General features: G+C 57.9%; 22 protein-coding genes. 8 read left to right on the top strand and 14 right to left on the bottom strand.

Features of this window, described 5'->3' with window-relative positions:
- Positions 1 to 230 precede the first annotated feature (230 nt).
- A complete protein-coding gene (locus ACL2XJ_RS18750; protein ID WP_413726920.1) occupies positions 231 to 2,375 on the bottom strand; it encodes a heavy metal translocating P-type ATPase in 2,145 nt (714 codons plus the stop codon).
- A gap of 227 nt (positions 2,376 to 2,602) precedes the next feature.
- Between ACL2XJ_RS18750 and cadR the strand changes: the two genes are divergently transcribed.
- The gene (gene cadR, locus ACL2XJ_RS18745) at positions 2,603 to 3,034 is read left to right on the top strand and encodes a Cd(II)/Pb(II)-responsive transcriptional regulator (protein WP_413724102.1); all 432 of its coding nucleotides are present in this window, start codon (positions 2,603 to 2,605) and stop codon (positions 3,032 to 3,034) included.
- A 208-nt stretch (positions 3,035 to 3,242) separates the two neighbouring features.
- Here the strand turns inward: cadR and treY are convergent, their stop codons facing one another.
- The 3 genes from treY to ACL2XJ_RS18730 all read right to left on the bottom strand — a co-directional run bounded on the left by treY (position 3,243) and on the right by ACL2XJ_RS18730 (position 8,401).
- Positions 3,243 to 5,774 carry a malto-oligosyltrehalose synthase gene (gene treY, locus ACL2XJ_RS18740; protein ID WP_413724101.1) on the bottom strand — a complete coding sequence of 844 codons (2,532 nt, stop codon included), beginning with the start codon at positions 5,772 to 5,774 and terminating at the stop codon, positions 3,243 to 3,245.
- Entirely contained in the window at positions 5,771 to 7,558 is a 1,788-nt protein-coding gene (gene treZ / locus ACL2XJ_RS18735) for a malto-oligosyltrehalose trehalohydrolase (RefSeq protein WP_413724100.1), read from the bottom strand. Before treZ ends, treY begins: the two co-directional genes overlap by 4 nt.
- 108 nt (positions 7,559 to 7,666) lie before the next feature.
- Positions 7,667 to 8,401 carry an SDR family oxidoreductase gene (locus ACL2XJ_RS18730; protein ID WP_207917781.1) on the bottom strand — a complete coding sequence of 245 codons (735 nt, stop codon included), beginning with the start codon at positions 8,399 to 8,401 and terminating at the stop codon, positions 7,667 to 7,669.
- Between the two features lie 101 nt (positions 8,402 to 8,502).
- Here ACL2XJ_RS18730 and ACL2XJ_RS18725 point away from each other — a divergent pair, with 101 nt between their 5' ends.
- The gene (locus ACL2XJ_RS18725) at positions 8,503 to 9,426 is read left to right on the top strand and encodes an AraC family transcriptional regulator (protein WP_413724099.1); all 924 of its coding nucleotides are present in this window, start codon (positions 8,503 to 8,505) and stop codon (positions 9,424 to 9,426) included.
- On the opposite strand, the gene ACL2XJ_RS18720 is transcribed toward ACL2XJ_RS18725, so the two are convergent.
- From ACL2XJ_RS18720 to ACL2XJ_RS18700, 5 genes are all read right to left on the bottom strand, one after another.
- Positions 9,404 to 9,820: an RbsD/FucU family protein gene (locus ACL2XJ_RS18720; protein WP_413724098.1), complete on the bottom strand. Its 417-nt coding sequence runs from the start codon at positions 9,818 to 9,820 to the stop codon at positions 9,404 to 9,406. The two genes, ACL2XJ_RS18725 and ACL2XJ_RS18720, sit on opposite strands and share 23 nt — an antisense overlap.
- 75 nt (positions 9,821 to 9,895) lie before the next feature.
- Entirely contained in the window at positions 9,896 to 10,660 is a 765-nt protein-coding gene (locus ACL2XJ_RS18715) for an SDR family oxidoreductase (protein ID WP_203521851.1), read from the bottom strand.
- A gap of 179 nt (positions 10,661 to 10,839) precedes the next feature.
- Positions 10,840 to 11,889, bottom strand: a complete 1,050-nt coding sequence (locus ACL2XJ_RS18710; RefSeq protein WP_413724097.1) for a LacI family DNA-binding transcriptional regulator — start codon at positions 11,887 to 11,889, stop codon at positions 10,840 to 10,842.
- 54 nt (positions 11,890 to 11,943) lie between these two features.
- A complete protein-coding gene (locus ACL2XJ_RS18705; protein ID WP_413724096.1) occupies positions 11,944 to 13,818 on the bottom strand; it encodes a TRAP transporter large permease subunit in 1,875 nt (624 codons plus the stop codon).
- A gap of 62 nt (positions 13,819 to 13,880) precedes the next feature.
- Positions 13,881 to 14,903: a TRAP transporter substrate-binding protein gene (locus ACL2XJ_RS18700; RefSeq protein ID WP_132922160.1), complete on the bottom strand. Its 1,023-nt coding sequence runs from the start codon at positions 14,901 to 14,903 to the stop codon at positions 13,881 to 13,883.
- Between the two features lie 393 nt (positions 14,904 to 15,296).
- Between ACL2XJ_RS18700 and ACL2XJ_RS18695 the strand changes: the two genes are divergently transcribed.
- Entirely contained in the window at positions 15,297 to 16,304 is a 1,008-nt protein-coding gene (locus tag ACL2XJ_RS18695; RefSeq protein ID WP_413724095.1) for a Gfo/Idh/MocA family protein, read from the top strand.
- 49 nt (positions 16,305 to 16,353) lie between these two features.
- On the opposite strand, the gene ACL2XJ_RS18690 is transcribed toward ACL2XJ_RS18695, so the two are convergent.
- A complete protein-coding gene (locus tag ACL2XJ_RS18690; protein WP_413724094.1) occupies positions 16,354 to 17,010 on the bottom strand; it encodes an O-methyltransferase in 657 nt (218 codons plus the stop codon).
- A gap of 136 nt (positions 17,011 to 17,146) precedes the next feature.
- Between ACL2XJ_RS18690 and ACL2XJ_RS18685 the strand changes: the two genes are divergently transcribed.
- The gene (locus ACL2XJ_RS18685) at positions 17,147 to 18,061 is read left to right on the top strand and encodes a LysR family transcriptional regulator (RefSeq protein WP_413724093.1); all 915 of its coding nucleotides are present in this window, start codon (positions 17,147 to 17,149) and stop codon (positions 18,059 to 18,061) included.
- Positions 18,062 to 18,149: 88 nt separating this feature from the next.
- Positions 18,150 to 19,721, top strand: coding sequence for an MFS transporter (locus ACL2XJ_RS18680; RefSeq protein ID WP_413724092.1), 1,572 nt, complete (start codon positions 18,150 to 18,152; stop codon positions 19,719 to 19,721).
- An 11-nt stretch (positions 19,722 to 19,732) separates the two neighbouring features.
- On the opposite strand, the gene ACL2XJ_RS18675 is transcribed toward ACL2XJ_RS18680, so the two are convergent.
- The gene (locus ACL2XJ_RS18675) at positions 19,733 to 19,966 is read right to left on the bottom strand and encodes a non-oxidative hydroxyarylic acid decarboxylases subunit D (RefSeq protein ID WP_413726919.1); all 234 of its coding nucleotides are present in this window, start codon (positions 19,964 to 19,966) and stop codon (positions 19,733 to 19,735) included.
- Between the two features lie 24 nt (positions 19,967 to 19,990).
- Positions 19,991 to 21,418, bottom strand: coding sequence for a non-oxidative hydroxyarylic acid decarboxylases subunit C (locus tag ACL2XJ_RS18670; RefSeq protein WP_413724091.1), 1,428 nt, complete (start codon positions 21,416 to 21,418; stop codon positions 19,991 to 19,993).
- 283 nt (positions 21,419 to 21,701) lie between these two features.
- Between ACL2XJ_RS18670 and ACL2XJ_RS18665 the strand changes: the two genes are divergently transcribed.
- From ACL2XJ_RS18665 to ACL2XJ_RS18655, 3 genes are all read left to right on the top strand, one after another.
- Positions 21,702 to 22,127, top strand: a complete 426-nt coding sequence (locus ACL2XJ_RS18665; RefSeq protein ID WP_413724090.1) for a MarR family winged helix-turn-helix transcriptional regulator — start codon at positions 21,702 to 21,704, stop codon at positions 22,125 to 22,127.
- Positions 22,128 to 22,305: 178 nt separating this feature from the next.
- Positions 22,306 to 23,679: an AAA family ATPase gene (locus tag ACL2XJ_RS18660; protein WP_413724089.1), complete on the top strand. Its 1,374-nt coding sequence runs from the start codon at positions 22,306 to 22,308 to the stop codon at positions 23,677 to 23,679.
- A complete protein-coding gene (locus ACL2XJ_RS18655) occupies positions 23,663 to 24,322 on the top strand; it encodes a hypothetical protein (RefSeq protein WP_413724088.1) in 660 nt (219 codons plus the stop codon). Before ACL2XJ_RS18660 ends, ACL2XJ_RS18655 begins: the two co-directional genes overlap by 17 nt.
- Before the next feature lie 159 nt (positions 24,323 to 24,481).
- Here the strand turns inward: ACL2XJ_RS18655 and ACL2XJ_RS18650 are convergent, their stop codons facing one another.
- The gene (locus ACL2XJ_RS18650; RefSeq protein ID WP_413724087.1) at positions 24,482 to 25,042 is read right to left on the bottom strand and encodes a DsbA family protein; all 561 of its coding nucleotides are present in this window, start codon (positions 25,040 to 25,042) and stop codon (positions 24,482 to 24,484) included.
- A gap of 213 nt (positions 25,043 to 25,255) precedes the next feature.
- Positions 25,256 to 26,362 carry a Gfo/Idh/MocA family protein gene (locus tag ACL2XJ_RS18645; protein ID WP_413724086.1) on the bottom strand — a complete coding sequence of 369 codons (1,107 nt, stop codon included), beginning with the start codon at positions 26,360 to 26,362 and terminating at the stop codon, positions 25,256 to 25,258.
- Positions 26,363 to 26,659 lie beyond the last annotated feature (297 nt).

Genomic DNA, 26,659 nt, shown 5'->3' with positions numbered 1-26,659 from the left:
CCAAGGTCGGCAGGAAGTTCATGAGGATGATTGCCGCGACAACACCATAAACACCCCGTCGCGATGAAAGACGGATTGTAGCAAAGACGACCGGCGAGTCCAACTTTCTGCCGAGTGAGGATTAATGGCATTCAATCCATGGATGGAGTCAGGGAACCCGCCACCGGGGCGAATCTGATCGCCGACGCCGGTAGGCAAACCCTAAAAAACCTATCGGACCGGCACCCGGCTTACCCGCGGGTAAGCCTGAGTCCGTTCGCCACCACCAGCAGGCTGGCCCCCATATCGGCAAAGACAGCCATCCACATGGTGGCCATGCCAAGCATGGCCAATGCCAGAAAGACAGCCTTGATGCCCAAGGCCAGCACGATATTTTGCACCAGCACCGTCCGGGTCGCACGGGACAGCCGAACGAAGCGCACGATTTTATTCAGGTCGTCATCCATCAGCGCCACGTCGGCGGTTTCAATGGCGGTATCGGTCCCCGCCGCGCCCATGGCAAAACCGATGTCGGCCCTCGCCAGGGCCGGCGCATCGTTAATGCCGTCGCCCACCATGCCCACCTTGCCGCGCCGCCCATACTCCGCCACCGCCCGCAGCTTGTCTTCCGGCAGCTGATCGCCCAGGACGTCATCTATGCCGACCTGACCGGCGATAGCTCGTGCGGTGTGGATATTGTCGCCGGTGAGCATCAGGGTTTTGATGCCCAGCTCATGCAACGCCCGGATGGCGGCACGGCTGCTGTCCTTAACGGTGTCCGCCACCGCGAACAACGCCAGCACCCGTTTGCCGTCGCTGAGCAACACCACGGTTTTGCCCTGCGCCTCCAGTTCACCGAGCCGCGCCTCCAGATCGGCGTAACAGACCCCGAGTTCATGAATGAGCCGATGATTACCGAACTGGTAACTCACCCCGTCCACCGTGCCGCGCACTCCACGGCCAGGCAGGGCGCCGAACGCCGTGACTTCCGGCAGCGCGCCGTCTATTGGCCGCCCCGCCGCTACCGCGCGGGAGACCGGGTGATCCGATCGGGCGGCGATGGCGATGGCGATACGCACCGGGTCTAATCCTGCATCCCGCGTCAATACCACCGTATCGGTTAACGCCGGTTTGCCGTGGGTAATGGTGCCGGTTTTGTCCAGCGCCAGCCAGGCAAGCTTGTGGCCTTGCTCCAGATAGGCGCCGCCCTTGATGAGAATGCCGTTTCGAGCAGCGGCGCCCAGGCCGCCGACAATCGTCACCGGCGTCGAAATCACCAGGGCGCACGGGCAGGCGATAACCAGCATGACCAGCGCCCGGTATGCCCATTCGTACCAGCCGCCGCCGGACAACAGCGGCGCCAGTACGGCGACGGCCAGGGCGATGACAAACACCGCCGGCGTATAGATCCTGGCGAAACGGTCTATAAACCGCGCGGTGGGAGCGCGCGCGCCCTGCGCTTCCTCTACCGCGTGGATGATGCGCGCCAGCGTTGAATGCGCGGCGGCGGCCGTGACCCGGAATTCAAAGGCGCCCGCCCCGTTAATGGTGCCGGCGAATACCGTATCGCCGGCGGTTTTGTCCACCGGCAGGCTCTCGCCGGTAATGGGCGCCTGGTCCACGCTGGATTGGCCGTCCGTTATAATGCCGTCGAGGGCAATGCGTTCGTCGGGTTTTACCCGCACGATCCGCCCCGGTTCGATATCGCCGGCAAAGACGTCGGCCCAGCCGCCGTCCGGCTGCCGCACCGTCGCCAGTTTGGGGGTAAGCTGTACCAGTCCGCGTATGGCGTTGCGCGCGCGGTCGAGGGATTTCGCCTCGATAAGTTCCGCCAGGGCGAACAGCACCATCACCATGGCCGCTTCGGGCCATTGGCCGATAAGCAGCGCCCCGGTGACGGCAATGCTCATCAAGGCATTGATATTGAGATTACCGTGGCGCAGCGCGATCCAGCCTTTTTTATAGGTGCCCAGGCCCCCGATGGCAATGGCCGCCAGCGCCAGCGCAGCGCCGATCCACACCGGCCATCCCGCCCAATGGACTCCTTCCGCGCACAGCGCCGCGACGCCCGCCAGCGCCAGCGGCCACCACGGCTTGGCCGCTGGCTCAGGGGCATTGCCGGCCGCGCCGGCCGCTGCGTCCGCCACCGGCCGGCTATCCATGCCCAGTTCCCGAATGGCGGCTTCAACGGCGGGTAGCGCATCGTCTTCGTGCATGACGGTCAGCACCCGCTGCATCAGATTAAACTCCATGTTCCGCACAGCGGACATCCCGCCCAGCTTCTTGCGGATCATCCCTTCTTCGGTGGGGCAATCCATCTGGTCAATATACAGCCTGCTTAACCGGACGCCGGTGGGAAGACCGGTTGCGCCCAAAGCGGCGCGGCCCGGCGCCATGGGATGCGTTGCCTCCGCCCCACAGCATGGCCGCGGGTGAAGTTTATTTCCCTCGGCCGGACTTTCAATAGCGTTCCCCCGCCCCGGGACGCGGGCATGGCAGCAGTCGGGCGGCGTGGTGATAGGGGTTATGCGCTGAAAGGCCATGTTTTGCTCCGGTTAATATTCTCTATGGCGTATTGCACACCCTGAAGCTACTATAGAGTCAAGACCTAAAGGAGGCCGGCATGAAAATCGGTGAAGTGGCGCAACTGGCGCACTGCACGGTGGAAACCGTGCGTTTTTATGAAAAAGAGGGGCTGCTGCCCGTCCCTGTGCGCACTGCCGCCAACTACCGCAGCTATACGCCGGCCCATGTGGAGCGCCTGCGGTTTATCCGCAACTGCCGCGTGCTGAATATGACCCACGGGGAAATTCGCATGCTGTTGAGCCTGCTGGATCGGCCCGACAGCGGATGCGGCGCGGTCAACCATCTGCTTGAGGAGCATATTGACCATGTGGAGGAGCGCATCAGGGAGCTGACCCAGCTTAAAGAGCAGCTTACCGGCCTGCGCAGGCGCTGCCGGAGTGAACAGCGGGTGGACGCCTGCGGCATTGTGCAGGGCATCGTATCGATGGACAGCGGGTCTGTGCAGGAAAGGCACACGCATCTGGGTTAGCGGCGCTGTTATTGGTTACAGTCTGCGATCCCAGGGCCAATCCGCTAAGCTAAGCGGGAATAGGTGTCTGGATCTCTAGGGGGCTGAGACACGCCGTAAGCCAGGAGCCGTCGATGCTATTCATCCAGGCCGGTGTTATTTCAAACACCGCATAGCGGTCATTAGCCATCGAATGGCGGCCCCGATGGCCATAATGACATAAAAATCATCAACTCATCAAAATGACGGGCAAACAGCCATCCACTGATGCCAGGTCGATGCGGTCGGTCAAGACTATCTCTTCTCCGCTGAGAATGTTGCGGTAGCGGCGGTGGGCCAGCCGATGGGGCAGGATGATTTCCGTTTGCGGCCAACACTTCATCTGCGGCCGGGCAAGGCTGTCCCGCAACGCGCCGAAAACCAGACAAGGGGTGATGACAATCAGCGCATCGTCATTTTCCGCCCGTGCGAAAGCCAGGACGTTTCCCCCACGCCTGCCCGCGGCGGCGAGCGGCAGATAGTCGCCCTGGCGAAACAGCGTCGGCATCTGCCGGCGTAAACGCAGAAGCCTGGCGATGACATGCTGTTTGAGCCGGCCGCTCAGCCAGCCCTCTTCGGTGGTGGAAACCGGCTTGTCATCCTCGGGCAACAGCCGTTCGAGCGCGGCGAAATCCGGCTCACGCCGGTTGTCGGGATCGGCGAGGCTGAAATCCAGCGCCTCGCTGCCCTGGTAGATATCCGGCACGCCCGGCGCCGTCAGCTTGACGACGGTCTGGGTGAGGCTATTGACCAGGCCGGCGCGGATAAAGGGTTGCAGCGCGCCGAAAAAATCCAGGAGAAAGTCATGGTTTGTCGGCGAAAGCAGGCGGCGGGCATAGTCGAGTACGGCCTTTTCATAGGTGTCGTTGCTGTCGGCCCAGTTAGTGCGCAGCTTTGCTTCCCGCAGCGCTTTTTCCACATAGGCGGAAAATCTTTCTTCCAGCGCCTGCAAGCCCGCCTCGTCATGGGGGTGGAGCGTAGTCGGCCAGACGCCGGCCAGCGCCTGATAGAGCATCCATTCGACGGCCGGCTCCGGCGCCGGGCCATCGTTGAGCGCCGTGACGTTGGAGCGGTTCATGCGGCGCCAGCGGGCGACGCATGCCGCCCAGAGCTCAGGCGCCTCGGTGAGCGTGTAGAGCCGTGCGCGGGCATCCTCGCCGCGTTTGGTATCATGGGTTGAGGTGCCGGAAAGCGCATCGGGATGCCGTTCGAGCCGCATCTTCATCTGGGCGTGGAAGCGGTCCAGGGGAAAGACGCGCGGCACCGGTTCGGCGCCCACTTCGTTGAGGGCCAGCGCCATGTGCTGGCGGAAGAACAGCGTGTCCTCCACCGATTTGGCCATCAGCGGACCCGTCAGCTGCTGGAATCGGGTACGGAAAACGGCGGCCTCGCCAGAGGCGTCTTCCGAAATTTCGCCGGCGAGAATGCGGATAAGGAAATCAAGCGCCGCGGGATCGGGAGCATTCACGCCGGTCCTCACCTTGGCGGCCACCTTTTGCAGCAGGCCATAGTCCGCCGGCGGCAACCCTTGCGCCGTGCCGTAGGTGCGGTAGACCGGGAAAGCAACCAGCAGCTCGCGCAGGGCCGACCTGGCGGCTTTCTCGTCAAGCCGCACGGCTTCCCCCCCGGCGATCGCCATGGCAAGCATCAACAGGGTGGTGAATTCACCCTCGAAATTTTTATCCACCATCAAAAGCTTGGCCGCCCGCAGTTCAGATTCCATATTTACCGGCTTGCCCACCACATCGTGATAGGCCTTGCGCAGGGCGCCGATTTTATCGCCGTCTACCAGTACATCCGCCAGCGATGCCATGAATTCGTAACCGGTTGTACCGGAAATCGGCCAGTCCGCCGGAATATCCTCCCCCTCGGCAAGGATCTTTTCCACCGTGATATAGCAGTCCGGTCCGGCCTCCCGGCGAAGGCGATGGAGATAGGCTTTCGGGTCGGCGAGCCCGTCCACATGATCCACCCGCAGCCCGTCCACCGCCCCGGAATGAACCAGTTCGAGGATAAGCCGGTGGGTATCGTCGAAAACGGCCTGGTCCTCGACCCGGACCCCCACCAGACCGGTTATCTCGAAAAAGCGACGGTAGGAGAGATCCCGCGGCGCCTCCAGCCAAGACATCAGTCGATAGGGCTGTCTGTCGTGCAGTTCGGCGATTTTCGCCTTATCGGTGAGATTCAGGACTTCCGCCTCGCGGTCCGCCCAGGTTTCCGGGGCAAGGGGGTAGAAGCTGTCGTAATAGGCGAAAGCCGGCTTGCCGGTCTTCGGGTCGGGCCGCACGGCAATCTCGCCGTTTTTCAGCACGGCGTCGAAGGTATCCCCGAGGAAGGGTAAGGTCAGGCGGCGCGACCAGTGAATGTCGAAATGCCGGGCGTAGCGGCTGTTTTCGCCATGCTCGATAACGTCGCGCCACCACGGATTTTCCAGTGAAGCGGCCATGTGATTCGGCACAATGTCAATGATCAGACCCAGACCCGCGCCTTTTAATGCCGTCACCATGCGGTGGAAACCTGCCCGGCCGCCGATGGCAGGCTCTATCTCATTGGCGTCGGTCACGTCGTAGCCGTGGGTCGATTCGGCGGTGGCGGTGAACACCGGCGAAGCATAAAGATGGCTGATGCCGAGCCGCTTCAAGTAAGGCACAAGGGCCGCGGCGCGGTCGAAGGTCATGCCGTTGCGAAACTGAATACGGTAAGTGGCGGTGGGGATTTTCACGATGCGGCTCCCGGGGCGAGACGGACAATGATGGCATGCTGCGGCAGCTCCTTCGCCGCGTTCGGCCAGACGAAAATCGTCTCGCCAGGCAGGAGGGGAAGCGGCTGGGGCGTTTCGCTGATATTGAGCGCCATCGATAAAATGCCTTTCGGGAAAGTCCAGGTGACGGCAAGAAAGCCTTGTGCGGTCTTCACCACCCTGCCGGCATTGCCGCCGGCCGTGGCGAGCAACGGCACGACATACTGCCGGCGCAGCGCCAACAGTTCTCGGGTGAGCGCCAGCCAGTCCTTCCCATCCCTGCCGTCCGTTTTTTTCCAGTCAAGCTTCGACATCTCAAAGGTCTTCCTGGCGTTGGGATCGGGCACGCTTTCGCCCTCATGGCCGGCATGGCCCTCGAATTCCTTTGCCCGGCCCTCGCGCACGGCCTTGGCGAGGGAGCCATGGAAATCGGTGAAGAACAAAAAAGGATTACTCTCGCCATATTCCTCGCCCATGAAGAGCAGCGGAATATGCGGCGATAAGAGCAGCGCGGCCAGCAGGACCTTGGTACGGTCGACGCCGGCCAGTTCCATCAGCCGCTCGCCCCGGGCGCGGTTGCCGACCTGGTCGTGGTTCTGGATAAAATCCACAAAGGCCGCCGGCGGCTGGCCGGCGCTTTTCACGCCGCGTTTTTTGCCGGTCTGCGGCGAGATCTCGCCCTGATAGGCGAAGCCTTCCGCCAAGACGCGGGCCACGAGCTTCTCGGGTGCATTGGCGAAATCCCGGTAATAAGCATGCGCTTCGCCGGTGGCGAAAACATGGACGGCATTGTGGAAGTCATCGTTCCATTCGCCGGTGAAGAGCGGCACGGAACCGTCTTCGCTGCGCGGATGGAGGAAAATGACGTTGCGGCTGTCCTCGGTGGTCAGATGGATCGGCCGGTGGGTGATCTCGGCCCGGATACGCTCGGCTATCTCTATCAGCACGTGCTTGGGGGAAGTATCCTCAATCTGATCAATCGCGTCGAAGCGCAGGCCGTCAAGATTGAACTCCACCAGCCAGTAGAGCGGCGCTTCCACGATATAACGGCGGGCCGCATCGACGTCATAGGCGATGCCGGCGCCCCAGGGCGTCATCCGCTCTTTGTGGAAGAAATCGGGCGCCAGAAGCGGCAGGTAATTGCCCTCCGGGCCGAAATGGTTGAGCACGATATCCAGCACTACGGAGAGGCCGTGGCCATGGGCGGCATCGATAAAGGCCTTGAAATCCTCCGGCGCGCCATAGGCGGAATGCGGCGCGTAAAGCAGCACGCCGTCATAGCCCCAGCCACGGTTGCCGCCGAACTGCGAAACGGGCAGCACCTCGATCATGGTGATACCGAGTTCGGCGAGATAAGGCAGTTTTTCCATCGCGGCCCGGAACGTGCCTTCCGGGGTGAAGGTGCCGATGTGCATTTCGTAGACAACCGTTTCTTCCCAGGGGCGGCCGCGCCATTCGCCGTTCCGCCAGCCGTAGCGCCCGGGGTCGATGATAAGGGACGGGCCATTGACATCCGCCTTCTGCGCGCGGGAGGCGGGGTCCGGCACCGCCGTGCCGTCGGCGAGAACAAAATGATATTCCGCGCCGGGTGACACGCCGGTTGCCAGCCGTTCGAACCAGCCGTCGCCGAGGGGACTCATCTGTGCGTCTTCGCCGGCAAGCCTGAGCGTCACCCTGTCCTGGCCGGGCGCCCAGAGGCGAAAGCGGACGGCGCCGTCGGCGACATATTCGGCGCCCCAACTTTTGAAAAATGATTTGGACTCCATTCATTGGCCTTATTAAATTCAGAACGGGGATGTTTGAACGGTATCCGATTGTCCCGACACCAAGCGGCATAAGAAGAATAATAGACCAAGATGCGGGAATTTTATTTCTTACCCTTGGGCAGTGGGACGTACGACTATCTCGCCGACGTCCACGTTGGCAGGCTGTGCCACCGCGAATGCAATAGCTTCGGCTATGGCGGCCGCCGGAATCGCCATTGCCTTCATGCTCGCCTCGCCCCGCGCCCGCAGAGCCTCGTCCGTCATCGATGATGGAAGCTCCGTATCCACATAACCGGGGGAGATGGTCGTCACCCGAAGCAACGGGCCGGCCTCCTGGCGAAGACCTTCGGAGATCGCCCGGACGGCGTTTTTCGAACCGGCGTAGACCGCCATGGTGGGGACGATCTGTATGCCGGCGGTGGACAGCGTGTTAACGAAATGCCCGAAGCCCTGGCGACGGAAGACGGGCAAGGCCGCGGCGATTCCGTAGAGTACGCCCTTTACGTTCACGTCGATCATGTCTTCCCAATCGTCCACCCTCAGGTCGTCCAGCAGGGAAATCGGGGCGATCCCGGCATTATTGACCAGCACGTCCAGCTTGCCGAATCGTTCGACGGCGTGCTCCACGAGCCGATTGAGGTCATTGCGCCGTTTGACGTCGGTGACAAGATAGGATGCTTTTCCCCCCTTGGCCACGATGGCCTCGCACAGGGCCGCAAGCCGGTCGGACCGCCTTGCGCCCAGTATGAGACTGGCTCCCCGCTCTGCCAGCAGCAGCGCGGTGGCCCGGCCGATTCCGCTACTTGCGCCGGTGATGACGATGACCTTACCTTCAATACTCATTATCGCGTCTCTTTTCAGGTGGCTGGAAAATGATTCTTGCACGGGTAAAGTGGACGATCTATGCTTGAAACTCTTAGAAATCGTCGCGATCGGCTCAATGTGTGGATCCTCTCTCTGAAGTTTTTTCTCTCTTAAACGTTCGCGCCGCCCGTTGCACAAGGTTTGAGGCCAGCGGCGGCTGGTCCTATCGCTTTCCGGCGAAACCCGCATTGAAGTTCGGCGCGGTGATCCGCGGCGCCTGCTGGATCGATTTTAGCGACATACCGCGCCATCAGCTCGCGGCGGGAGACTGTTTTCTGCTCGCCAACGCGCCGGCCTATGTGCTGGCGAATGACGAACGCCTGACGCCGGAAGACGGCATAACGGCGTTTGATTGGGCGCAATCGGATATCGCGCATCATGAAGGGGACGACACGGTTTTGCTGGCCGGCAGCTTCAGCTTTGAAGCGTCGGATGCACAATTGCTTCTCGGCTCGCTGCCGCGTTTTCTGCTGATACCGGCCCGCAACCCTTCGGCATCGGTTATTCGCTCCACGCTGCAGATTCTCGACCATGAGATCCGGGGGACGCAGATCGGCACCGCCGTCCTCACCGACCGGCTGGCCGACGTCCTGCTCGTCCAGGTGCTGCGTGCAGCGCTGGATCAGGGAAACGGGGAGGATTTCGGCTGGCTGGGCGCGTTGGTGGATGTCAGGATCGGTAAAGCCATCGGACTAATGCATGGCAATGCCGCTTACCCCTGGACGCTGGAGGTATTGGCCAACACGGCGGCCATGTCGCGATCCGCATTTTCAAAACGGTTCAAATCCATAGTCGGCCTGTCGCCCCTTGACTACCTGCTCCGCTGGAGAATGCGGTTGGCGCGGGATATGTTGCGACGCGGTTCAACGGTTGCCGCGGCGGCCTTCCGGGTGGGATACTCCTCCGAGAGCGCATTCGGGCACGCGTTCAAACGCGTTTATGCCCTCGCCCCGAAGCAATATTCGCGCTCAAATATTCTTTCTAACACACCACGCCGACGGTAATAATAAGATTAGCGAATCGTTTCGCTTCTCCCGAGGCGATAACCAGCAGCGTGTCCGGCGATTTGGCGGCGGCGTAAAATTCATTTCTGCCGACGTAGGCAATATCGGTCCCCGCCGGCAGAATGGCTTTATATTCCGCTTCAATGGTATTGTCAAAATCGGCGGGATATTCCATGAAGGTCACCGTTTCGATATTAATGTATTTTAGGATTTTCTCTAGGATCACGGTGCTTCGTATCATTCCGGGCGCAAAATTAAGATAGATAATGGTGGCATGAGGCGCCGAATTGGTGACAAAGGAATAATTACTGTCGGCAATGACAATATTGGTTTTATGTCCGCATTTTGCCAGGCAGCTTAATAATTCAGGATGCAATATTTCAGATTTGATCATGATTTTTCCTAAGGCAGATGCCAGACGTCATACCGTCTGGCATAGGGTAGTCTTGTCCGTTCCGCCGGCGATACATCACATACGGTAAATGCCGCCGTTAATATCTATCGTGGCCCCTGATACGAAACCATCGTATTCCGCGGCCAGGAATTTAATCACCCGCGCAACATCTTCGGCAGTGCCGGCCCGGCCCAGCGGAATCGCGCTGATGGTTTCGTCGGCGGATTCTTTGGTGGTGTGCTGATTGTGGAACCGGGTACCCAGAATCAGTCCCGGCGCAACCGCGTTAACCCTGATGCCATACTGGCCCAGCTCGGCTGCCAGAGAGCGGGTCCAGGCCAGCACGGCGCCTTTGGTCGTGGAATATGCCAGCGAGCCCGAGTGGCCGCCCGACCGCCCGGCCAGCGAGGCCAGGTTGACGACGCTGGCGCCGTCCGGCGCCTGTTTTAAATAAGGCAGCGCGCTTTGCGTAACGTTCAGCATGGTGGTCATATTGACGTCAATGACCGTTTTCCAGAACTGGCTATCTATTTCTCCCAGCCATTTCCTGGCGATAATGCCGCCGACGTTATTAACCAGAATGTCGACGCCGCCTAAAAACTCCGCCGCCGCCAATACGCATTTTTTCGTGTCGTCTTCATTGGTTAAATCAGCATAACCATAAGCGGCCCGTTGCCCTAAAGAGGTGGCCAGGCTAACGAGTTCTTTGGGGCCCTCTTCATTGCTGAAAAAATGGATATAAATATCACAGCCCGCTTTGATCAGCTCTATTGCCGTCGCTTTGCCAATGCCTTGTTCGGCGCCGGTAATAAATACTTTTTTTCCTGACAAACTGCCCATACCGATCTCCTGTTTTTCAGTGTGAAATGTGTTCGAATGACGTAGTGCTTGCGAGTGAATCCGTTATTGTCTCAGGTGCGTTCTCCTGCGCCGGGCAATAGGAGACCCTGCCATAAATGGCTGAATAAATTTCCCCGGGCCGGCGACATTATTGTGAGCCCGGGGGCCTGCTTAAAAAATCAAGGTTCAGTGCTATCGATTACCGAATGACGAGTAATCAACCGGGGCGGAAATAAAAACTCTCCCGGCGTAATCGACGGATTTTCTATTCTGGCCAACAGCCTTTCCACCATTACCGCCACCATTTCCGTTAATGGCGGCATGACGGACGTCAGCGCGGGGTGGACGAGATCCGCAAGGGGAATATTATCGATGCCGATAACGGAAATATCCTGCGGAATACGGACGCCGGCGTCCCGCAGCCCGGCCATCAGCCCGATACCCAGCGCATCGTTGATCGCCACAATGCCGTCGGGCCGGGGAGCTTGTTGCAATACTTTGGCCGCCAGGGTGCGCCCTAGCTCGGTCATTTCGGTATCGCCATAAGCCGCCAGGGCTTTCCCTTCGATCACCCTGGCGCTGTCCGTCAGACCGTGGTCCCTGACCGCGGAAAAAAAGCCTTCGATTTTATGCGCGCGGCTGATGGTCAAGAAAGCTTCCGTGACGAATGCCAGCTGCCGGCATCCTCGCTCTATCAGGTGTTCCGCCGCCATCCGGCCGGCCGCAACGTTATCCATCGATACGCTGTCAAATGGTAGGTTCCCCAGCAGCGCGTCGCTCGGCATCCGGCTGTCGTAGTTCACCATTACCAGCCCGAGCCTGGCGGCATTGGCGAAGTGCGGGCGCTCCATGGCGCTGGCCGCCACAATCACTCCCTGCACGCCGTGCGCGAACATATCTTCCAAAAAGGCCTGTTCTTCGTCTTCCTGGCGATAGGTATTGCCTAACAGCACCCGGTACTGGCGCGCTTTGGCGGCCCGGTCCACTTCACGCGTCAAAACCGCAAAGCTTGGGTTGACGATGGACGGAACCAGTAAACCAATCATTTTGGCCTGCCCGGTTTTAAGCTGCTGCGCCACCCGGTTGGGATGATAGTTTAACTCCTGCATGGCCTGCCTGATGCGTTCCAAGGTCGCCAGGCGCATTTGATCGGAGCGGCCGTTCAGCACATTGGACACGCTGCTTACTGAAACCCCGGCGTGACGCGCGACATCCCGAATATTTGCCATACCTTCCCTCATGACTTTGCAATTGATTCTCTGCGTATCCTGGTTAATCCGGCTTCAATAACCGGCCAATCGGGGCAGCCAGGTGCTGATGGTTGGCACCATGGCGACGACAATAATCCCGAACAGCGAGACAGCCAGGTATTTAATCATCGGCGGAATAACATTTTTCATCTCCACCCCGCAGATTGCGCAGGTGGTGTATAGCCCTAAACCGATGGGCGGCGAGAACAGGCCGAACCCCATGGCGAGAATCATCACAATGCCAAAGTGCAGCGGGTTAAATCCAAGCTGCGTGGCGATAGGCACCAGAATAGGCGCGAAGATGATCAGCGCCGGCGCGCCTTCCAGCACGGCGCCGAATACGATCAGCAGGACAATCGTCAGCATCAGGAATACCCAGGCGCCCTGCTTCACACCGATGCCCACCAGAAATTGCGCGATTTCCTGCGGGATCATCTGGATGGTCAATACATAGGAGAGACTGGTGGCGCAGGCCACGATAAACAGCAGGACCCCCGACATGGCGGCCGTATCCACAAACATCTTCACCGTTGCCCGGAAGGTCAGTTCGCCAAAGGCCAGCCGGCCGACGACGATGGCGTATACCACGGCAAAGGCGGAAATTTCGGTGGAGGTGGCAATGCCCATCATCACGCCGCGGCCAATCATGAAAATCATCGCCAAACCGACAATGGCGCCAATCCACAGCTGCAGCAGCGGGCGCATCTTCGGGTAGGCTTCCCTGATATTGATTTTGCCGCCGAAGCGGTTAGCCGCTATCAGCATCAGCACCAGCAGGCAAGCGGCCGGAATCAGTCCGGCGAGAAACAGCGCGCCTATGGAGATATTCGCCACGAACCCAAGGACAATCAGGTTGACGCAGGGGGGAATGGTCTCGGAAATCACCGCGGAAGCGGCAAATACCCCGGCGGCCTCTTCACTGTTCTGATTAGCGCGGCGCACGGCCGGCATCAATACCCCGCCCACGGCGGCGACATCCGCCAGCTTGGAGCCTGAAATCCCGGAGAAGAACGCCATCGACAGCACGGTGGTCATATTCAGCCCGCCGCGAAAGCGGCCCATGCCGCGCACCACCAGCTCAACCAGCCGGGTCGACATGCCGTTGATTTCCATTGCGGCGCCGGCCAGCAGAAAAAACGGAATCGCCAGCAAGACAAAGTGATCCACGCCGGAGATAACCTGCTGGGAAAAGAATACGAACGGCAGCGACGGATCGCAGATAAAAAATACCATCGCCGACATACCGAGCGTAAAGGCGATCGGCACGCCGGCAAAGATGCCGAGCACAAAACAGATCAGCATGAATCCCGCCGCTGCGCTTGAAGGATCGGGCATCATGGAAAGTTTCAAGTAGCCCAGCAGTGCCAATACCACAATCCCCGCGCCGCTGACCAGCACCACTTTGGCGCGCTCGCGCAGGGCGTGTTCAAGGGCCGCCACCATCATGACCACCGAACCAATGATGACCGGGATCACGTAGATGACCTGCGGCAGGCCGGTTTCCGTGGTTTGCAGCCAGGACGCCTGGCCCAGATCATAACTGGAAATCACCAGCCCGACGGCCACCAGAAACAGCACCCAGCGGCTGGCGTGTACGATATAAGGGCGTATTTGTTCAGGGATAAACCGCAAAAACAGGTCGACCCCGATATGCCCGCCGCGGCCGGTAGACGTGGCGACCCCGAAGAACACCAGGGCGATCATCATGGCGCGCGCCACTTCTTCCGCCCACTCGATGGGGGAATGCAACATATAACGCCAGATTACCGAGAGAAACACCACCAGCACGTTAATCAGCAAAACCAGGGCGCCCGCCCAGGAGGTTATCATTGTCAGGAATTTACTGAGCCGACCGAGATGAACCAGCGGTCCCGTATGCCCTTTTGTCGCCATAGATGTGTCTACCATGTTGAACCCCTCAATGGTTCCTGTCAGAAGAAGGCCGGCCTAAAGCACGGGGTACAGGAACGTTACTGCGCGCCGGCAGACGATCCGGCAGCATTGATTTCATCCACCACGGGCTTCATTTGCGGGTATTTGGCCAGAAAATCATCCCAGACCGGTTTGACTTCGCCGCGCAGATAGTTCCGGTCGATTTCGCGGAAAACCATGCCTTGCGCTTTCAGTTGTTCCACCGCCTTCTGTTCGATCAGGCCGGATTGCCGGCGTTCATACTGGGTGGCTTCTTTCGCCGCCGCCAGCAGTTCGGGGCGCAGCGGTTCCGGGATCTGCTGGAAGCTGCTGTTATTCATGGCGATCATGATGGGGTTGTAGATGTGCTGCGTCAGCGTGGCGTTTTTGGCGATTTCATAATATTTGTTGGCCAGCACGGTTGCGGAATCATGTTCCAGGCCGTCGATCACGCCCATTTGCAGGCTGGAATAGACTTCCCCGCCCGGCATCGGTACGGCGACCGCCCCCATGTGGTTGATGGTGGCGATAAAATTGGGCACCGGCAACACGCGTATTTTAAGGTTTTTAAGATCCTCGGGTTTCTCAATGGGTTTTTTGGTGTAGATATTTCTGGCGCCAAGGTTGTATGCGTAGCCAAGCACAACGACGTTGGATTTTTTAAGCATCAGATCGGACAGCGTTTTGCCCGCCGGCCCGTCCAGCGCATTGCCCACCTGGTCGAAGTTCTTAAACAAATACCCCAGGTCCAGTACGCTGATTTCCGGCACCAGCGTCGCCCAGATGGAGGTTCCGGAGATCATTACGTTAATGGCGCCGATGCGCACCTGTTGGATGGCATCGGCCTCTTTGCCCAGCATGCCGTTTGGAAAATAGCTAAGTTTAATCTGGTCTTTCAGTTTCGCATTGCTGTCGATATTGGCCTGAAAACGCTTAAACCAAATGTAGTGCGCCGAGTTATCGTCCGCCGTCAGTGACGAGTAGACGCGCAGATTGACCGCAGCCTGCGCCTGGGCCGCCGCGCCGCCCGCGGCGAACAGAACCGAGCTTAAAAAGGTACAGACCAGTACTTGGTGTAACATAGGGTGCCGTTGAGTGTTCATCATCATGATCCTTCAGCGTGGGCATGCAAAATTATCGTTCCCGACGAGTCAAAAAGGGGGATGGCGGGAGCAAGGGATTTTAATAATCGTTTTTTCTGTAACGTTACACTAAAACGTCACAGCGGACGATATAGAGGAATTTTTACCCGATCAACATCTGGTTGGGCTTAAGGGGCAGTGAAAGCGTGATTTTGTGAGACAAGCCGGAGCGGCGATGATGTAATGGAAAAAAAGATACAACGTCTAGTTGGTGTTTAGTCACAGTTTATTGTGTGCCGTGATTTCATGATAGGCGGCTATGTCAAGATAACGCCGGCGGCTTGCAATCTCCATGGCCGTCAACGGCACATTTGAACAACTGAGGGAAAACCGATGAAAAAGTCACTTGGCTGGGGCGTTCTTGCTACCGGATGGATTGCTGAGTTATTTACCCGCGATCTTGTCGCGTCCGGACTGAACGTTGCGGCGGTCGGGTCGCGATCCGGGAAAACGGCCGATGCTTTCGCCCGGCGGTTCGGCATCCCCCGCGCACATGGCAGTTACCAGGCGCTTGTCACGGATCCGGACGTTGATATCATCTACGTGGCGACACCCCATCCGCAACATGCCCAAGCCGCCCTGCTGGCGCTGGAAGCCGGCAAGCACGTTCTTATCGAGAAGCCGTTCACGCTGAATGCCGATGAGGCCAGGACGGTAGTCAAGCGCGCGCGCGAAAAGAACCTGGTCGTACTGGAGGCCATGTGGACGCGCTTCCTGCCGCACATGAAGCGTATCCATGAAATCATTGATTCCGGTGTCTTGGGTGAATTGCGGTCGGTCACTGCCGAACACCGCCAATTCCTGTCGACGGACCCAAAGCATCGTCTCAATGCGCTGGAACTTGGCGGCGGGGCCCTCCTTGATCTGGGCATTTATCCCCTCTCTTTCGCCTTCGATATTCTCGGTGCTCCCACCTCGATAACGGCGACGGCCCGATTCAAGGATACGGGTGTCGATGCTGAAATCGCCACCATCATGCAGCATCGGGGCGGCGCTATTTCAACGAGCGTGTCCGCCCTTGACTGCGCCGGTCCCAATGCCGCCGCCATCTATGGCTCCAAGGCGCGCATCGTCATCGCACCGGTCTGGTACGCGCCCACCTCATTTCGCCTTGAGGACTATCAGGGCAACGTACTCGAAGATTACGCCGAGACGGTGGCCGAACGCGGCATGCAGTTCCAGGCATTTGAAATGGAACGCCTGGTGAGAACAGGAACAGCCTCGGCGATTATGCCCCCTGACGAAAGCGTACTCATCATGGAAACCCTGGATACGATAAGAAAGCAGATCGGGCTCGTCTATCCAGGTGAAGATCCAGGGAAAGATCGCCAAGTTCAATAAAAAGGTCAGTGAAAAAGGTCAGGGAGCCAGCGCACTACCTTGAGTCGGCTCACTTCAGCCGCAGCGAGAGCTCCACGTCTCCGGCAAAGGGGACGGACAGATAACCCGCCGCCGGCGAACGCACGTAAGCCAGGTAGTCGGGGCTGAAGTCGGCGTCGTCGGCAACGATGAACGCCCCGGGCCGTAAGCGGCTTTCCACCAAATTCAGAATGTCCGGATACAAAGACTTGGCGCCGTCGAGCAGCAGCAAATCGATGGAATCAGGCAGATCCGCGGCCAGCGTGCGCAGCGCATCGCCTTCGCGGAATTCCACCAGATCGATGAGGCCGCCGGCGGCGAGATTTTTCCGGGCCCTGGCGACTTTCGACGGCTCAAACTCTGTGGTGATAAGACGACCGCCGCCGTTGTCCCGCAAGGCGGCGGCAAGATGCAGGGTGGAAATGCCAAACGAGGTACCGAATTCAACAATGGTCCGCGCCGCGCCGCCCCGTGCGAGCATATACAGCAGCGCGCCGGTTTCGCGGGAGACGGGAAGCCAAAGGTCCTTCATTTTCCCATAAAAATCAAGATACTCCGTTTTGCTCCGCATCAGGCGCATCCGCTCTTCACGGGGAATACTCATCGCTACGGGGCTGGTCGCGGCGGCGGCTTCGTCGAAAAGATGGGCCAGCAGCGGGGCAAGGGGGGATGTCGTGAGTGTAGTCATTTTAACGCCTTTAACGTTGTGATGTGCCTGGACGACGCGTCATGACAAAAAAGATACCCGCTAACCATGGTTGCATACAGTGCATCTTTATTATTATATTAATGCATTATTTGCATTCCATTCCGAGGCGCACCCCATGACACCGCCCTCCTCCACGCCGGCCCTCGACCTTAATCTGCTGGTCGCCCTGGATGCCCTGCTGTCCGAAGGCAGCGTTGCCGGCGCGGCTAACCGAATGAATCTCAGCCCCCCGGCCATGAGCCGGCAACTTGCCCGTATCCGCCATCTGCTGGACGATCCGGTGCTGGTCCGGGCAGGCCGGGGACTGGTGCCCACACCGCGCGCCGAAGCCCTGCGCAGACAGCTGCGACAGCTTATCCAGGACGCGGAAAACCTGGTGCGCGGCGATGGCGAACTCGTTCCGGCGCAGATCGATCGCACCTTCACCCTGCGGGCCAGCGACGGTTTTGTCGGCACCTTCGGCGCCGCCATCGCTCAGGCCATGATTGAACAGGCGCCGAAAGCCCGGCTGCGTTTCGTAGCCGAAGGCAACGAGGATGTCGACTCGCTGCGGGATGGGAGCATAGACCTTGACATCGGGGTCATTGACGCCGCCATGGGACCGGAAATCCGTTTACAAACGCTCTTTCGCGATCGTTTTGTCGGCGTGGTGCGCCCCGATCATCCGCTGGCGCGGCAGGCGGTTACCGTTGAAGCCTTTATCGCCTACCCCCATGTGTCCATTTCGCGACGCGGCCGCTTCGAGGGCCCTGTGGATGCGGCCCTGGCGTTGCAGGGCCTGCGCAGAACCATCTCCGTCGCCGTGGCGAACTTTGCCGACGGGCTCGCCATCGTTGCCAAGTCAGATCATATTGTACTGGTGCCGGCCCGCTCCTCGGGCTGGTATCGCCGGGATTTCCACGCCTTCGAGCTGCCGGTGAAGATCGATGCGCCGCCGCCGATCTCCATCGCCTGGCACCCGCGCTACGAGAAAGATGCCGCCCATCGCTGGCTCCGGGCCCGCGTGCGAAGCGCTTGCCCGGACTTATAAATGCATATGATGCATTAATACTCTTCGTGATATGCACTGGATTGCATCTATCAGGAAGAAGATGATATCCCCCCAAAAGGAGATCATCATGCATACAACTAATCGAGGGGCGCCCGTGGTGCGCAACCCATCGACGCCCGACATCACGGAGGCGGATGCGCCGCCCGCCTCGCCGGAACCCGTCGCCCGGCGCAAGGCTTTCCTTGCGGTCATGGTCGGGTGCGCCGCCCTGGTTTTCGGCCTCGGCGCCAGCCTCAACCTGGCCATCGGACGCATCGCCACCAGCCCGCTCCATCCTTCCGCCACGGCGGTCCTGTGGATCGTCGATACCTACCTGGTGGTCTTCGGCTGTCTGCTCATCCCCGCCGGCGCCATTGGCGACCGGTATGGCCGCAAGCAGACCATGCTGGCGGGCCTGGCCTTATTGGCGTTCGGCTCCCTGCTGTCGGCCGCGGCCGCCGGCGTGCCGGCGCTGCTGGTTGGCCGGGCGGCGGCCGGCGCGGGCGCGGCATTGATTCTGCCTAACAGCCTCGCGCTTCTGGTCCAGGTCTATCCGCCGCACCAAAAATCCCATGCCATCGCCATGTGGACCGCCATGACCGGCTTGGGCGGCGCGCTGGGGAATATCCTCGGCGGATTGGTGCTGCAGTTCGCACAATGGCAAGCCATTTTCACGGTAGCGGTACCGCTGGCGTTGGCCGGTCTGGTCCTTACGGCATGGCTGGCCCCGAGGCTGGCCGGTCATGAACATCCCTTGGACCTTATGGGCGCGGCCATCCTCATGCTGGGTATCTTCTCCCTGCTGACGGGCCTGATTGAAGGCCAGGAGCTTGGCTGGCTTTCAGCAAAGGTTATCGGCGCCTTTTGCTTGTCGGGGCTGTTCCTGGCTATCTTTGTCTGGATGGAGGCGAAGCGAAAGCATCCCCTGCTGGATCCCGGCATCTTCCGCGCCCGCGGCCTGTGCGCCGGCATGCTGGGCATGGCGGTTTCCTTTATCGGCATGTATTCGATGTTCTATCTCAACGGCCAATATCTGATGAGCATCAAGGGCTACCCGCCGGCGCTGGCCGGCCTTGCCATCCTGCCCCTGGTGGCGGTCGTGTTCTGGGTGTCGCCGCGCAGCATCAAGCTTGCCCAGCGTATCGGCCCACGGCCGGTGGTGGCGGCCGGACTGGCCGCGCTCGTTGCCGGGCTGGGCCTGCTTCGCCACTGCGGGACCGACTCGCCCTACTGGTTTTTCGCACTGAGCATCGGCGTCGTCGGCATGGGATCCGGTTTATCCAATCCTCTTCTTTCGAGCGCTATCATCGGCTCGCTACCGCCGCGCCAAGCCGGCGTCGGTGCCGGCATCAACAGCTTCACGCGTGAAATCGGCGGCGCGTTGGGCATTGCCCTTTTCGGCAGCCTGCTGGCGACAACCTTCCCGTCACGTCTGCCCCCCGCCCTGGCGCAGGCGCCCGGTGCGACGACACAATCCATTGGCGCGGCGTTAGCCTACGCCCGGTCAACACCCGGATTGAGCAGCCAAATTCCCGCGGTGCGGCAGGCATTCGTCGCGGCGACGGCGCAGTCCCTTTTGCTGGTGATGCTGGTGCTGGCCGTTGCCGTTATTCTGGTGACGCTTTGGTATCCGGCCTCGGCGAAGGCGACTGAAAAATAGCGCCGCGTTTCCTACCGGTTCCCGGCCGCCAGATCCGGGACCGGCGGTATCGCCTCGGCGTGTTCAAGGCTGTCGGGGTTTAAGCGAAACGCCGGCGGATAGTACTCAGGATCAGACCGGCGCGGCGGCTCGGTCGTGCGCCAGGTGTACAAACAGCTCTCGCACTGAAACACGGTCCATACCCCCTGGACCGGGCTTTCATACAACACGCCCGTCTTAGGATGCCTGCAACGAGGACAAATCATCATGTTTTCCTTATCTGTATCGGTTCAATGGTTTTTCGCCATCAGCGCATTCAGCCGGCCGATCCATTGCGCGGTCTCGGGCAGATCGCGCACCGGCAATCCGTAATTGCCCCGCGTGTCCGGAGCGACCGGGGTGGTGGCATCAATAACCAGCTTATCGGTCACGCCGGAGGGCGATGATCCGGGGTCCAGCGCGACGACCGACATATTGGGCAGTTGCACCAGGTCCCCGGCGGGGTTCACCTTGGTGGACAGGGCCCACATGACCTGCGGCAGATTAAACGGATCCACGTCCTCATCCACCACGATCGCTATTTTCACATAACCCAGCCCATGGGGCGTCGTCATGGCGCGCAGCCCCACCGCTTTCGCGAATCCGCCATACCGTTTTTTGGTGGAAATTATCGCCAGCAGGCCGTGGGTATACATGGCATTGACGGCCTGCACCTCGGGAAAATCAGCCTTGAGCTGCTTGTAAATTGGGACGCAGGTCGCCGGACCGATCAGGTAGTCCACTTCCGTCCAGGGCATGCCGAGATACAGGGACTCGAAGATCGGCTGTGTTCGGTAAGAAATCCTGTCGATCCTTATCACCGGCATTCTGTGTCCGCCCGAATAATTTCCGGTGAATTCGCCGAACGGCCCCTCCAGTTCGCGCTTGCGGCCTTCTATCACGCCCTCGATAACGACCTCCGAGCCCCACGGCACGTCGAACCCGGTCAGCGGAGCCGTCGCTACCGGATAAGGCGCCTGCCTAAGCGCCCCGGCCATCTCGTATTCCGACTGGTCATAGCGCAAAGGCGTCGACGCCATCAGCGTAATGATCGGATCGTTACCCAGCGTGATTGCCACCGGCAGGTCCTCGCCCCGTTCTTCCGCCGCCTTGAGATGAATAGCGATATCGTGGACCGGCACCGGCTGGATGGCGAGGCGGCGCTTGCCCTTGACCTGCATGCGATAGATGCCGACGTTCTGTTTGTTGAAATTGCCGGGATCTGCCGGGTCCCGCGAGACGACGGCGGCTTTATCCAGATAAAAGCCGCCGTCGCCGTCATTAAGGCGAAACAGCGGCAATATCTCAAAGAGGTTGATATCGTCGCCTACGACGCAATTTTCCCGCCACGGCGGATTTTCACGGTGCTGCACGGGCACGGGGAATTCGTCCCAGCGCCGGATGAATTCCGCCACCTGGTCCTTGGTTGAGGTGCCGGGATCCATGCCCATGGCGATAGCGTGATTAGGCCATGAACCCAGGGTATTAAGCGCCACCCTGGCGTCGGTAAAACCCTCGATATTATCGAAATACAACGCCGGCGCCTTATCCCCGATCCGGCCGGCGGCATTGGCCGCCGCCGCCAGATCCGGCTCGGCCTGGACCTGTTCTTTCACATGCAGCAGTTGGCCGTTTTCATCAAGCGCCTTCAGGAATTGGCGCAAGTCGTCGAATATCATGTTAAACCCCTATTCATTATGAAGAGGCGATCGGCGCCAGAGATAACGCAGGGGGCCGCGCGATCGAAGTAAAGAGATAGATTATTGTTCGTATACGTTCTATATATGCGAGCATGCTTTTCTTAAAGATACTTCCCGGCCAGTGTATTTAGTTCGTATACGAACGTCAAGCCGGCCCAGCGGTCATCCCGGGATATGCTTGTGCCGGCCGCACGCAGCGGCAATAATACCCCTCCGCCGCCGCACGGGCGTAAACGGAAACATACTGGATAGGATAGAGTGGATGTTTGACAAGACGTTGTTTCACCTTATGCGCGTCGTCCTGCAGGAGCATACCGCCAGGTGGACCTCGCTGATGCCCGATCTCACCAAACCGCAATATGCAGTGCTGGAGGCGCTGGCCCTCTCGCCGGACGGACTCGATCAAGCCACGCTCGGACAGGCGAGCGCCACCACCAAGGCGACCCTGGCGGAAATGCTGGGGCGCATGGAAGCACGGCAGCTCATCGCCCGGCGCGCGGATCCCGCCGATAGCCGCCGCCGTCTCGTCCAGCTCACCGAGGAAGGCCGCGCTATGCTGGCTATAGCCCGGCCGGTGGCCGAACGGGTCTCGAACAGCTTGCTGCAAACGCTGTCCGCCGAGGAACGGGAGGCCTTGGTTCAAGTAATGGCAAAGATGCGGCGAGGCATCCAATCTAAGGATGTCTAGAATGGAACAGCTGGGGTAACATTGGCTGCATAAGGAGCCTTTTGGGGAGCACGTCTCACGGCCTGGACAGAAATCGGCTCCCTGCTGACATCCGTAAAGACAGGTTTCGGCAAGGTTTACTGTTGAATGCGGATAAATGTATGATTATGTTAATAGAACATTAAAAGGACAAAAGGTTATGGAAGTTCGCGCACTTAAACTCACTAACCTGGGACCATTTGACAAGCTCATGGTTAAGTTGGCGCCGACCGACGAAATGAAGAGCAATGTCACGGTATTTATCGGGAATAACGGTGCTGGCAAAACCTCAATATTAAAATCTCTGGCGACCAGCTTAAGTTGGTTTGTTGCAAGGCTGCGTAGCGAGAAAGGCAGTGGAAGTCCTATCCCCGAAGAGGTCATTCTGAATGGCCGGATTTCAGCCTTCATTGAGTTAAGTATTTTTGACGAACGGGGAGATGAAACCAGCCCTGAAGATGAAAACTGCAATTCTCTTTATGTCTGGGGGCTTGCGAGAACGGTCAAAGGTAAAAAAGCAGCTATAACGTCCAATTTGCATGAGGCCAGCAGGTTAGCTGAATTTTATAAAAACAAATTTACCGCACAAAATAATGCATCCTTCCCTCTTATCGCGTTTTATCCCGTTGAACGCGTGGTATTAGACGTTCCTTTAAAAATAAGAGAACGTCACAATTTTTTGCAACTGGATGGTTATGATAACTCCCTTAATCAGGGTATCGATTTTAGACGTTTTTTTGAATGGTTTCGCGATCGTGAAGACTCTGAAAACGAATCCGGATTGCCACAGGATGTGTTGGAGAAATTACTTGAAACACTGAGCGATAATCAGGAAATTTGGAGCAGGTTGCACACATTAATGGCCTCTTCTAGAGATAGACAGTTAACGGCTGTCAGAACCGCCATTGCCAATCTAATGCCGGGGTTTAGCAATCTAAGAGTACGACGTAAACCGCGACTGCATATGTCAATTGATAAAGATGGCCAGACGCTGAATGTCCTGCAATTATCACAAGGTGAAAAGTCTCTGATGGCTCTGGTTGGAGACATCGCACGACGTCTGGCTATGATGAATCCTTTACTGGAAAATCCATTGCATGGTGATGGTATAGTCTTGATTGATGAAGTGGATATGCATTTGCATCCAACATGGCAGCGCAATATTATTGAGCGCCTGACGACGACGTTCCCGAATTGTCAGTTTATCTTAACCACCCATTCGCCTTTAGTGATCAGTGACTGCAAGGATGTACTGGTCTACTCTCTGGACGATGGCGAGCTTGCCCTCGTTCCTTCGCAATATGGCCAGGATGCCAATGCGGTTCTTTTGAACGTAATGAATACCCACATTCGTAATGCCACCATTACTGAAAAGCTTAACGACCTTCTTGATCTGATTCAGGGTAACCAGCTTGAAAAGGCTAAAAATATATTAGCTACTCTTGAGGCCGAACTTCCTTCAAATAATCTTGAACTCGCGAAGGCTAAAATGCTTTTGCGTAAACAGGAAATCAAACATGCGAAAAATCACTAAAGGACAGCCGCCTGATAGTTTTCTGAATTGGGTCAGATCAAAACCCGCCAGCAAAAATGAAAACCAATGGTTTCAGGAACTTTATACACAAAAGCAATGGGGAATTATTGCTGACCTGAGTAATAAATGTGCACAGGAGCAATTCTATATCTGTGCTTATTGTTGCGATCACATAACAGGAGCAAGTACCGATACAGTCAACGAGCACGTTGAAGCAAGAGCAATAGCTCAGGCAAGTAGTCTGAAATACACAAATATTGTCGCTAGTTGCAAAACCAAAGGTCAATGTGATGCATCGCATAAAAGCCAACACCTACCGCTAACGCCCTTGATGGCTGAATGCGAAACAGAGTTCAAGTTCAAAATTAGTGGCCGAGTGGAAGGGACAACATCAAGAGCCGAAAAAACCATTGAGGTTTTAAACCTTGGTGACAATGAACGTAACAATAAGGCCCTGATCGAAAAGCGCAAACAGCTTACCGATAATTTGCTGTGGACAAATGGCATTAATCCCGAGGAGGGGCTGGAAGATGATGATTTACTGCAGGACCTGGTAGAAAATTTATTAATCCCAAAAGAGGGAAAGCTGGATCCCTTTGCACCCGTTGTTGCCAATATCTTAAGAAGCTGGATTGCAGCCTGATGTATTTTGTCAGCCGCCGCCGTCTCGTCCAGCTCACCCAAGAAGGACGCGCTATCCTGAACATTGCCCGGCCGACAGGAAACAACGCATGCCATTCCGGACAACATGCCATTCCGGACAACATGCCATTCCGGACAATCGGAAATCTACGCTTTAACGCTACGCCTGGATTCGTTTTGCCCATTCGCTGATATCATCGCCGCTGCTGATATCCGGCTGCACAAGTCCGTTTATCATAAACGTGGGCGAAACATGGATACCGTTTTGCCGGGCATATTTGCAGTGCCATTTGACCTCGGCTTGCAGCTCGGGCCGGGCGAAAGGCGCATAGGCATCCACGCCGCTGTAGCGCTTCAACCGGGCCAGGATATCATTGGGCGTGGCGTCCATATTGGGGCCGGCGCAATGATCGGTGAACTCGAACTCTTCCCGGTGTAAGGCCACGGCCTTCAGTACCGCTTTGGCATCGGCTTTACCCGCCGGCAGCGTGGAAGCCGCCAGGATATAACGAACGATAACGCCGGAATACATATGCCATGGCTGGGATTGAAGGCGGATTTTAAGCGTCATCTGGTCTTCGCCCACTGCCGCCAGCAAAGCATCGAGCTTGTTAAACGCCTTCACCGAGAACGGACAGGTAGGCTCAAGGAAAACTTCGAAAACCTTCGGTCCGTGTCCCCAGACCAGCGGGTCGGCATGGAGTGTTACTGTGTTATTCATGGTCATTTCCTATTAGCGTGTTTATTGCGTGAAGAGTTTTAACCGCTATTTTACCCTAAGGCAAAAGAAACGCACTCCGGGGCCGGCACCGCCCCGGCCAAGCCGCCGATGGGTGCGGGTACGATGAAACAGGCGCTAGGGGACAGCAAACCAATCAGCAGGAATGACTCCGCCGGGGCAATACCCATGCGCTCGGCAGAGGACTTATGGCTATTAGACTGTAATGCGCGTTCCGCACCCTGATGACTGTTCAATAGCCGTTAATAAGCGGTGCAATCGCACCGCATCACCAAAATCGGGGGCGGTGTGCCTGCCGGTCTGTAGATCCGACGCCAGCCTGCTGTACATTCTGGCCACATTACCCGGAATCACATCCGCGGGACAGCCCTGTAAAAAGGTTTCCGGCACCGGCACCGGCTTGAACGCGGTATCGCCAAGCAGGCAGCATTCAATCTGCAGAGGGACCATTTGCGTATGTCCCGACGGGCCGGTAATCCTGATAACGCCTTTTGTCCCGTTCAGTTCCCAAATCAGGCCATGGCCGTCCGGCGCTGTTCCGCCGCGATAGTGGAGAGAGAACAGGATATTTTTTTCAGTCACGCCGTTAACCAGCACTTGATCCGGGGCGGTCATGGCGATGGATTTTCCATCCTGTAAAGAAAGCACTGTGTTGCGCCGGTTACCGATGATGGATGAAACCTGTTTGATGCCGCCAATGATATCCTGCATCGCCGCCAGCGTATGGCCCATCGGGATGGATAACATGGTGGCACCGTTGGTTTTATCCAGCAGGTAGCTTTCCCTTTTCTCGTCGCTGATGGTGGCGCCCCAGCCCCTGCCATAGGCTAAAACAGCAGACGAAAGTATTTCGCCCAAATATTCCTGGTCCATAAGCCCGCGCAGGTAAAGCATTTCGGGCGCCAGTCGTGCCTGGGTACCGATAACGGTTTTGATCTGGTGTTCCGCCGCCATTGCGGCGAGCTCTTCGGCTTCACTAAGATCCCTGCCAAGAGGCCATTCACAATAAATGGACTTACCTGCCTCAATGGCTTTTCTGACCACCTCTTTATGATTGGGAACCCTTACCGTCACCGTGACGATATCCACATCCGGGGAATTCACCAGCTCATCCACGCTGGAAAAAGCATGGAGGTTATAGGCTTTTCCGGCCTCTTCGGCGCTTGAGCGACTTCTATTAGCCACTCCCGCAATGTCGAACCGGTCCGGCAAGGCCCGCAGAGCGGGTATATGGGCCCGTGCGGCCCAGCTTTGCCCGGGCTGTAATCCGATAATACCGACCCGCAACCGATGTTCACTCATTGCCCCTTCCTTATTCAAAAGCGTACCTGACCTTTATGAAGTCTAAAATAGCCGCTGTACAGTCCGTGATAAGGCCAAAAAATGCTGTCGCGGCAATTTTTAGCAATCAGCAATCAATAAAACGCACGATGACTTTTCATCTGGGTTAACAAGTTAATTTCCTCACTACCATTTGAAATTAATGAAATTTTTATTATTATAATTTAAGTATTTTCTCAAAATAGATTAAGCGCAATGTATTCTAAAAGTCGCAATTGCTACTTTCGATAATGAGAGGTAGCTTAAAACGATACCGGT

It is taken from the genome of Sodalis sp. RH16 (assembly GCF_047324245.1).
Lineage (GTDB): Bacteria > Pseudomonadota > Gammaproteobacteria > Enterobacterales > Enterobacteriaceae > Acerihabitans > Acerihabitans ligni.
This window is presented reverse-complemented; position numbering and strand designations above follow the sequence as displayed.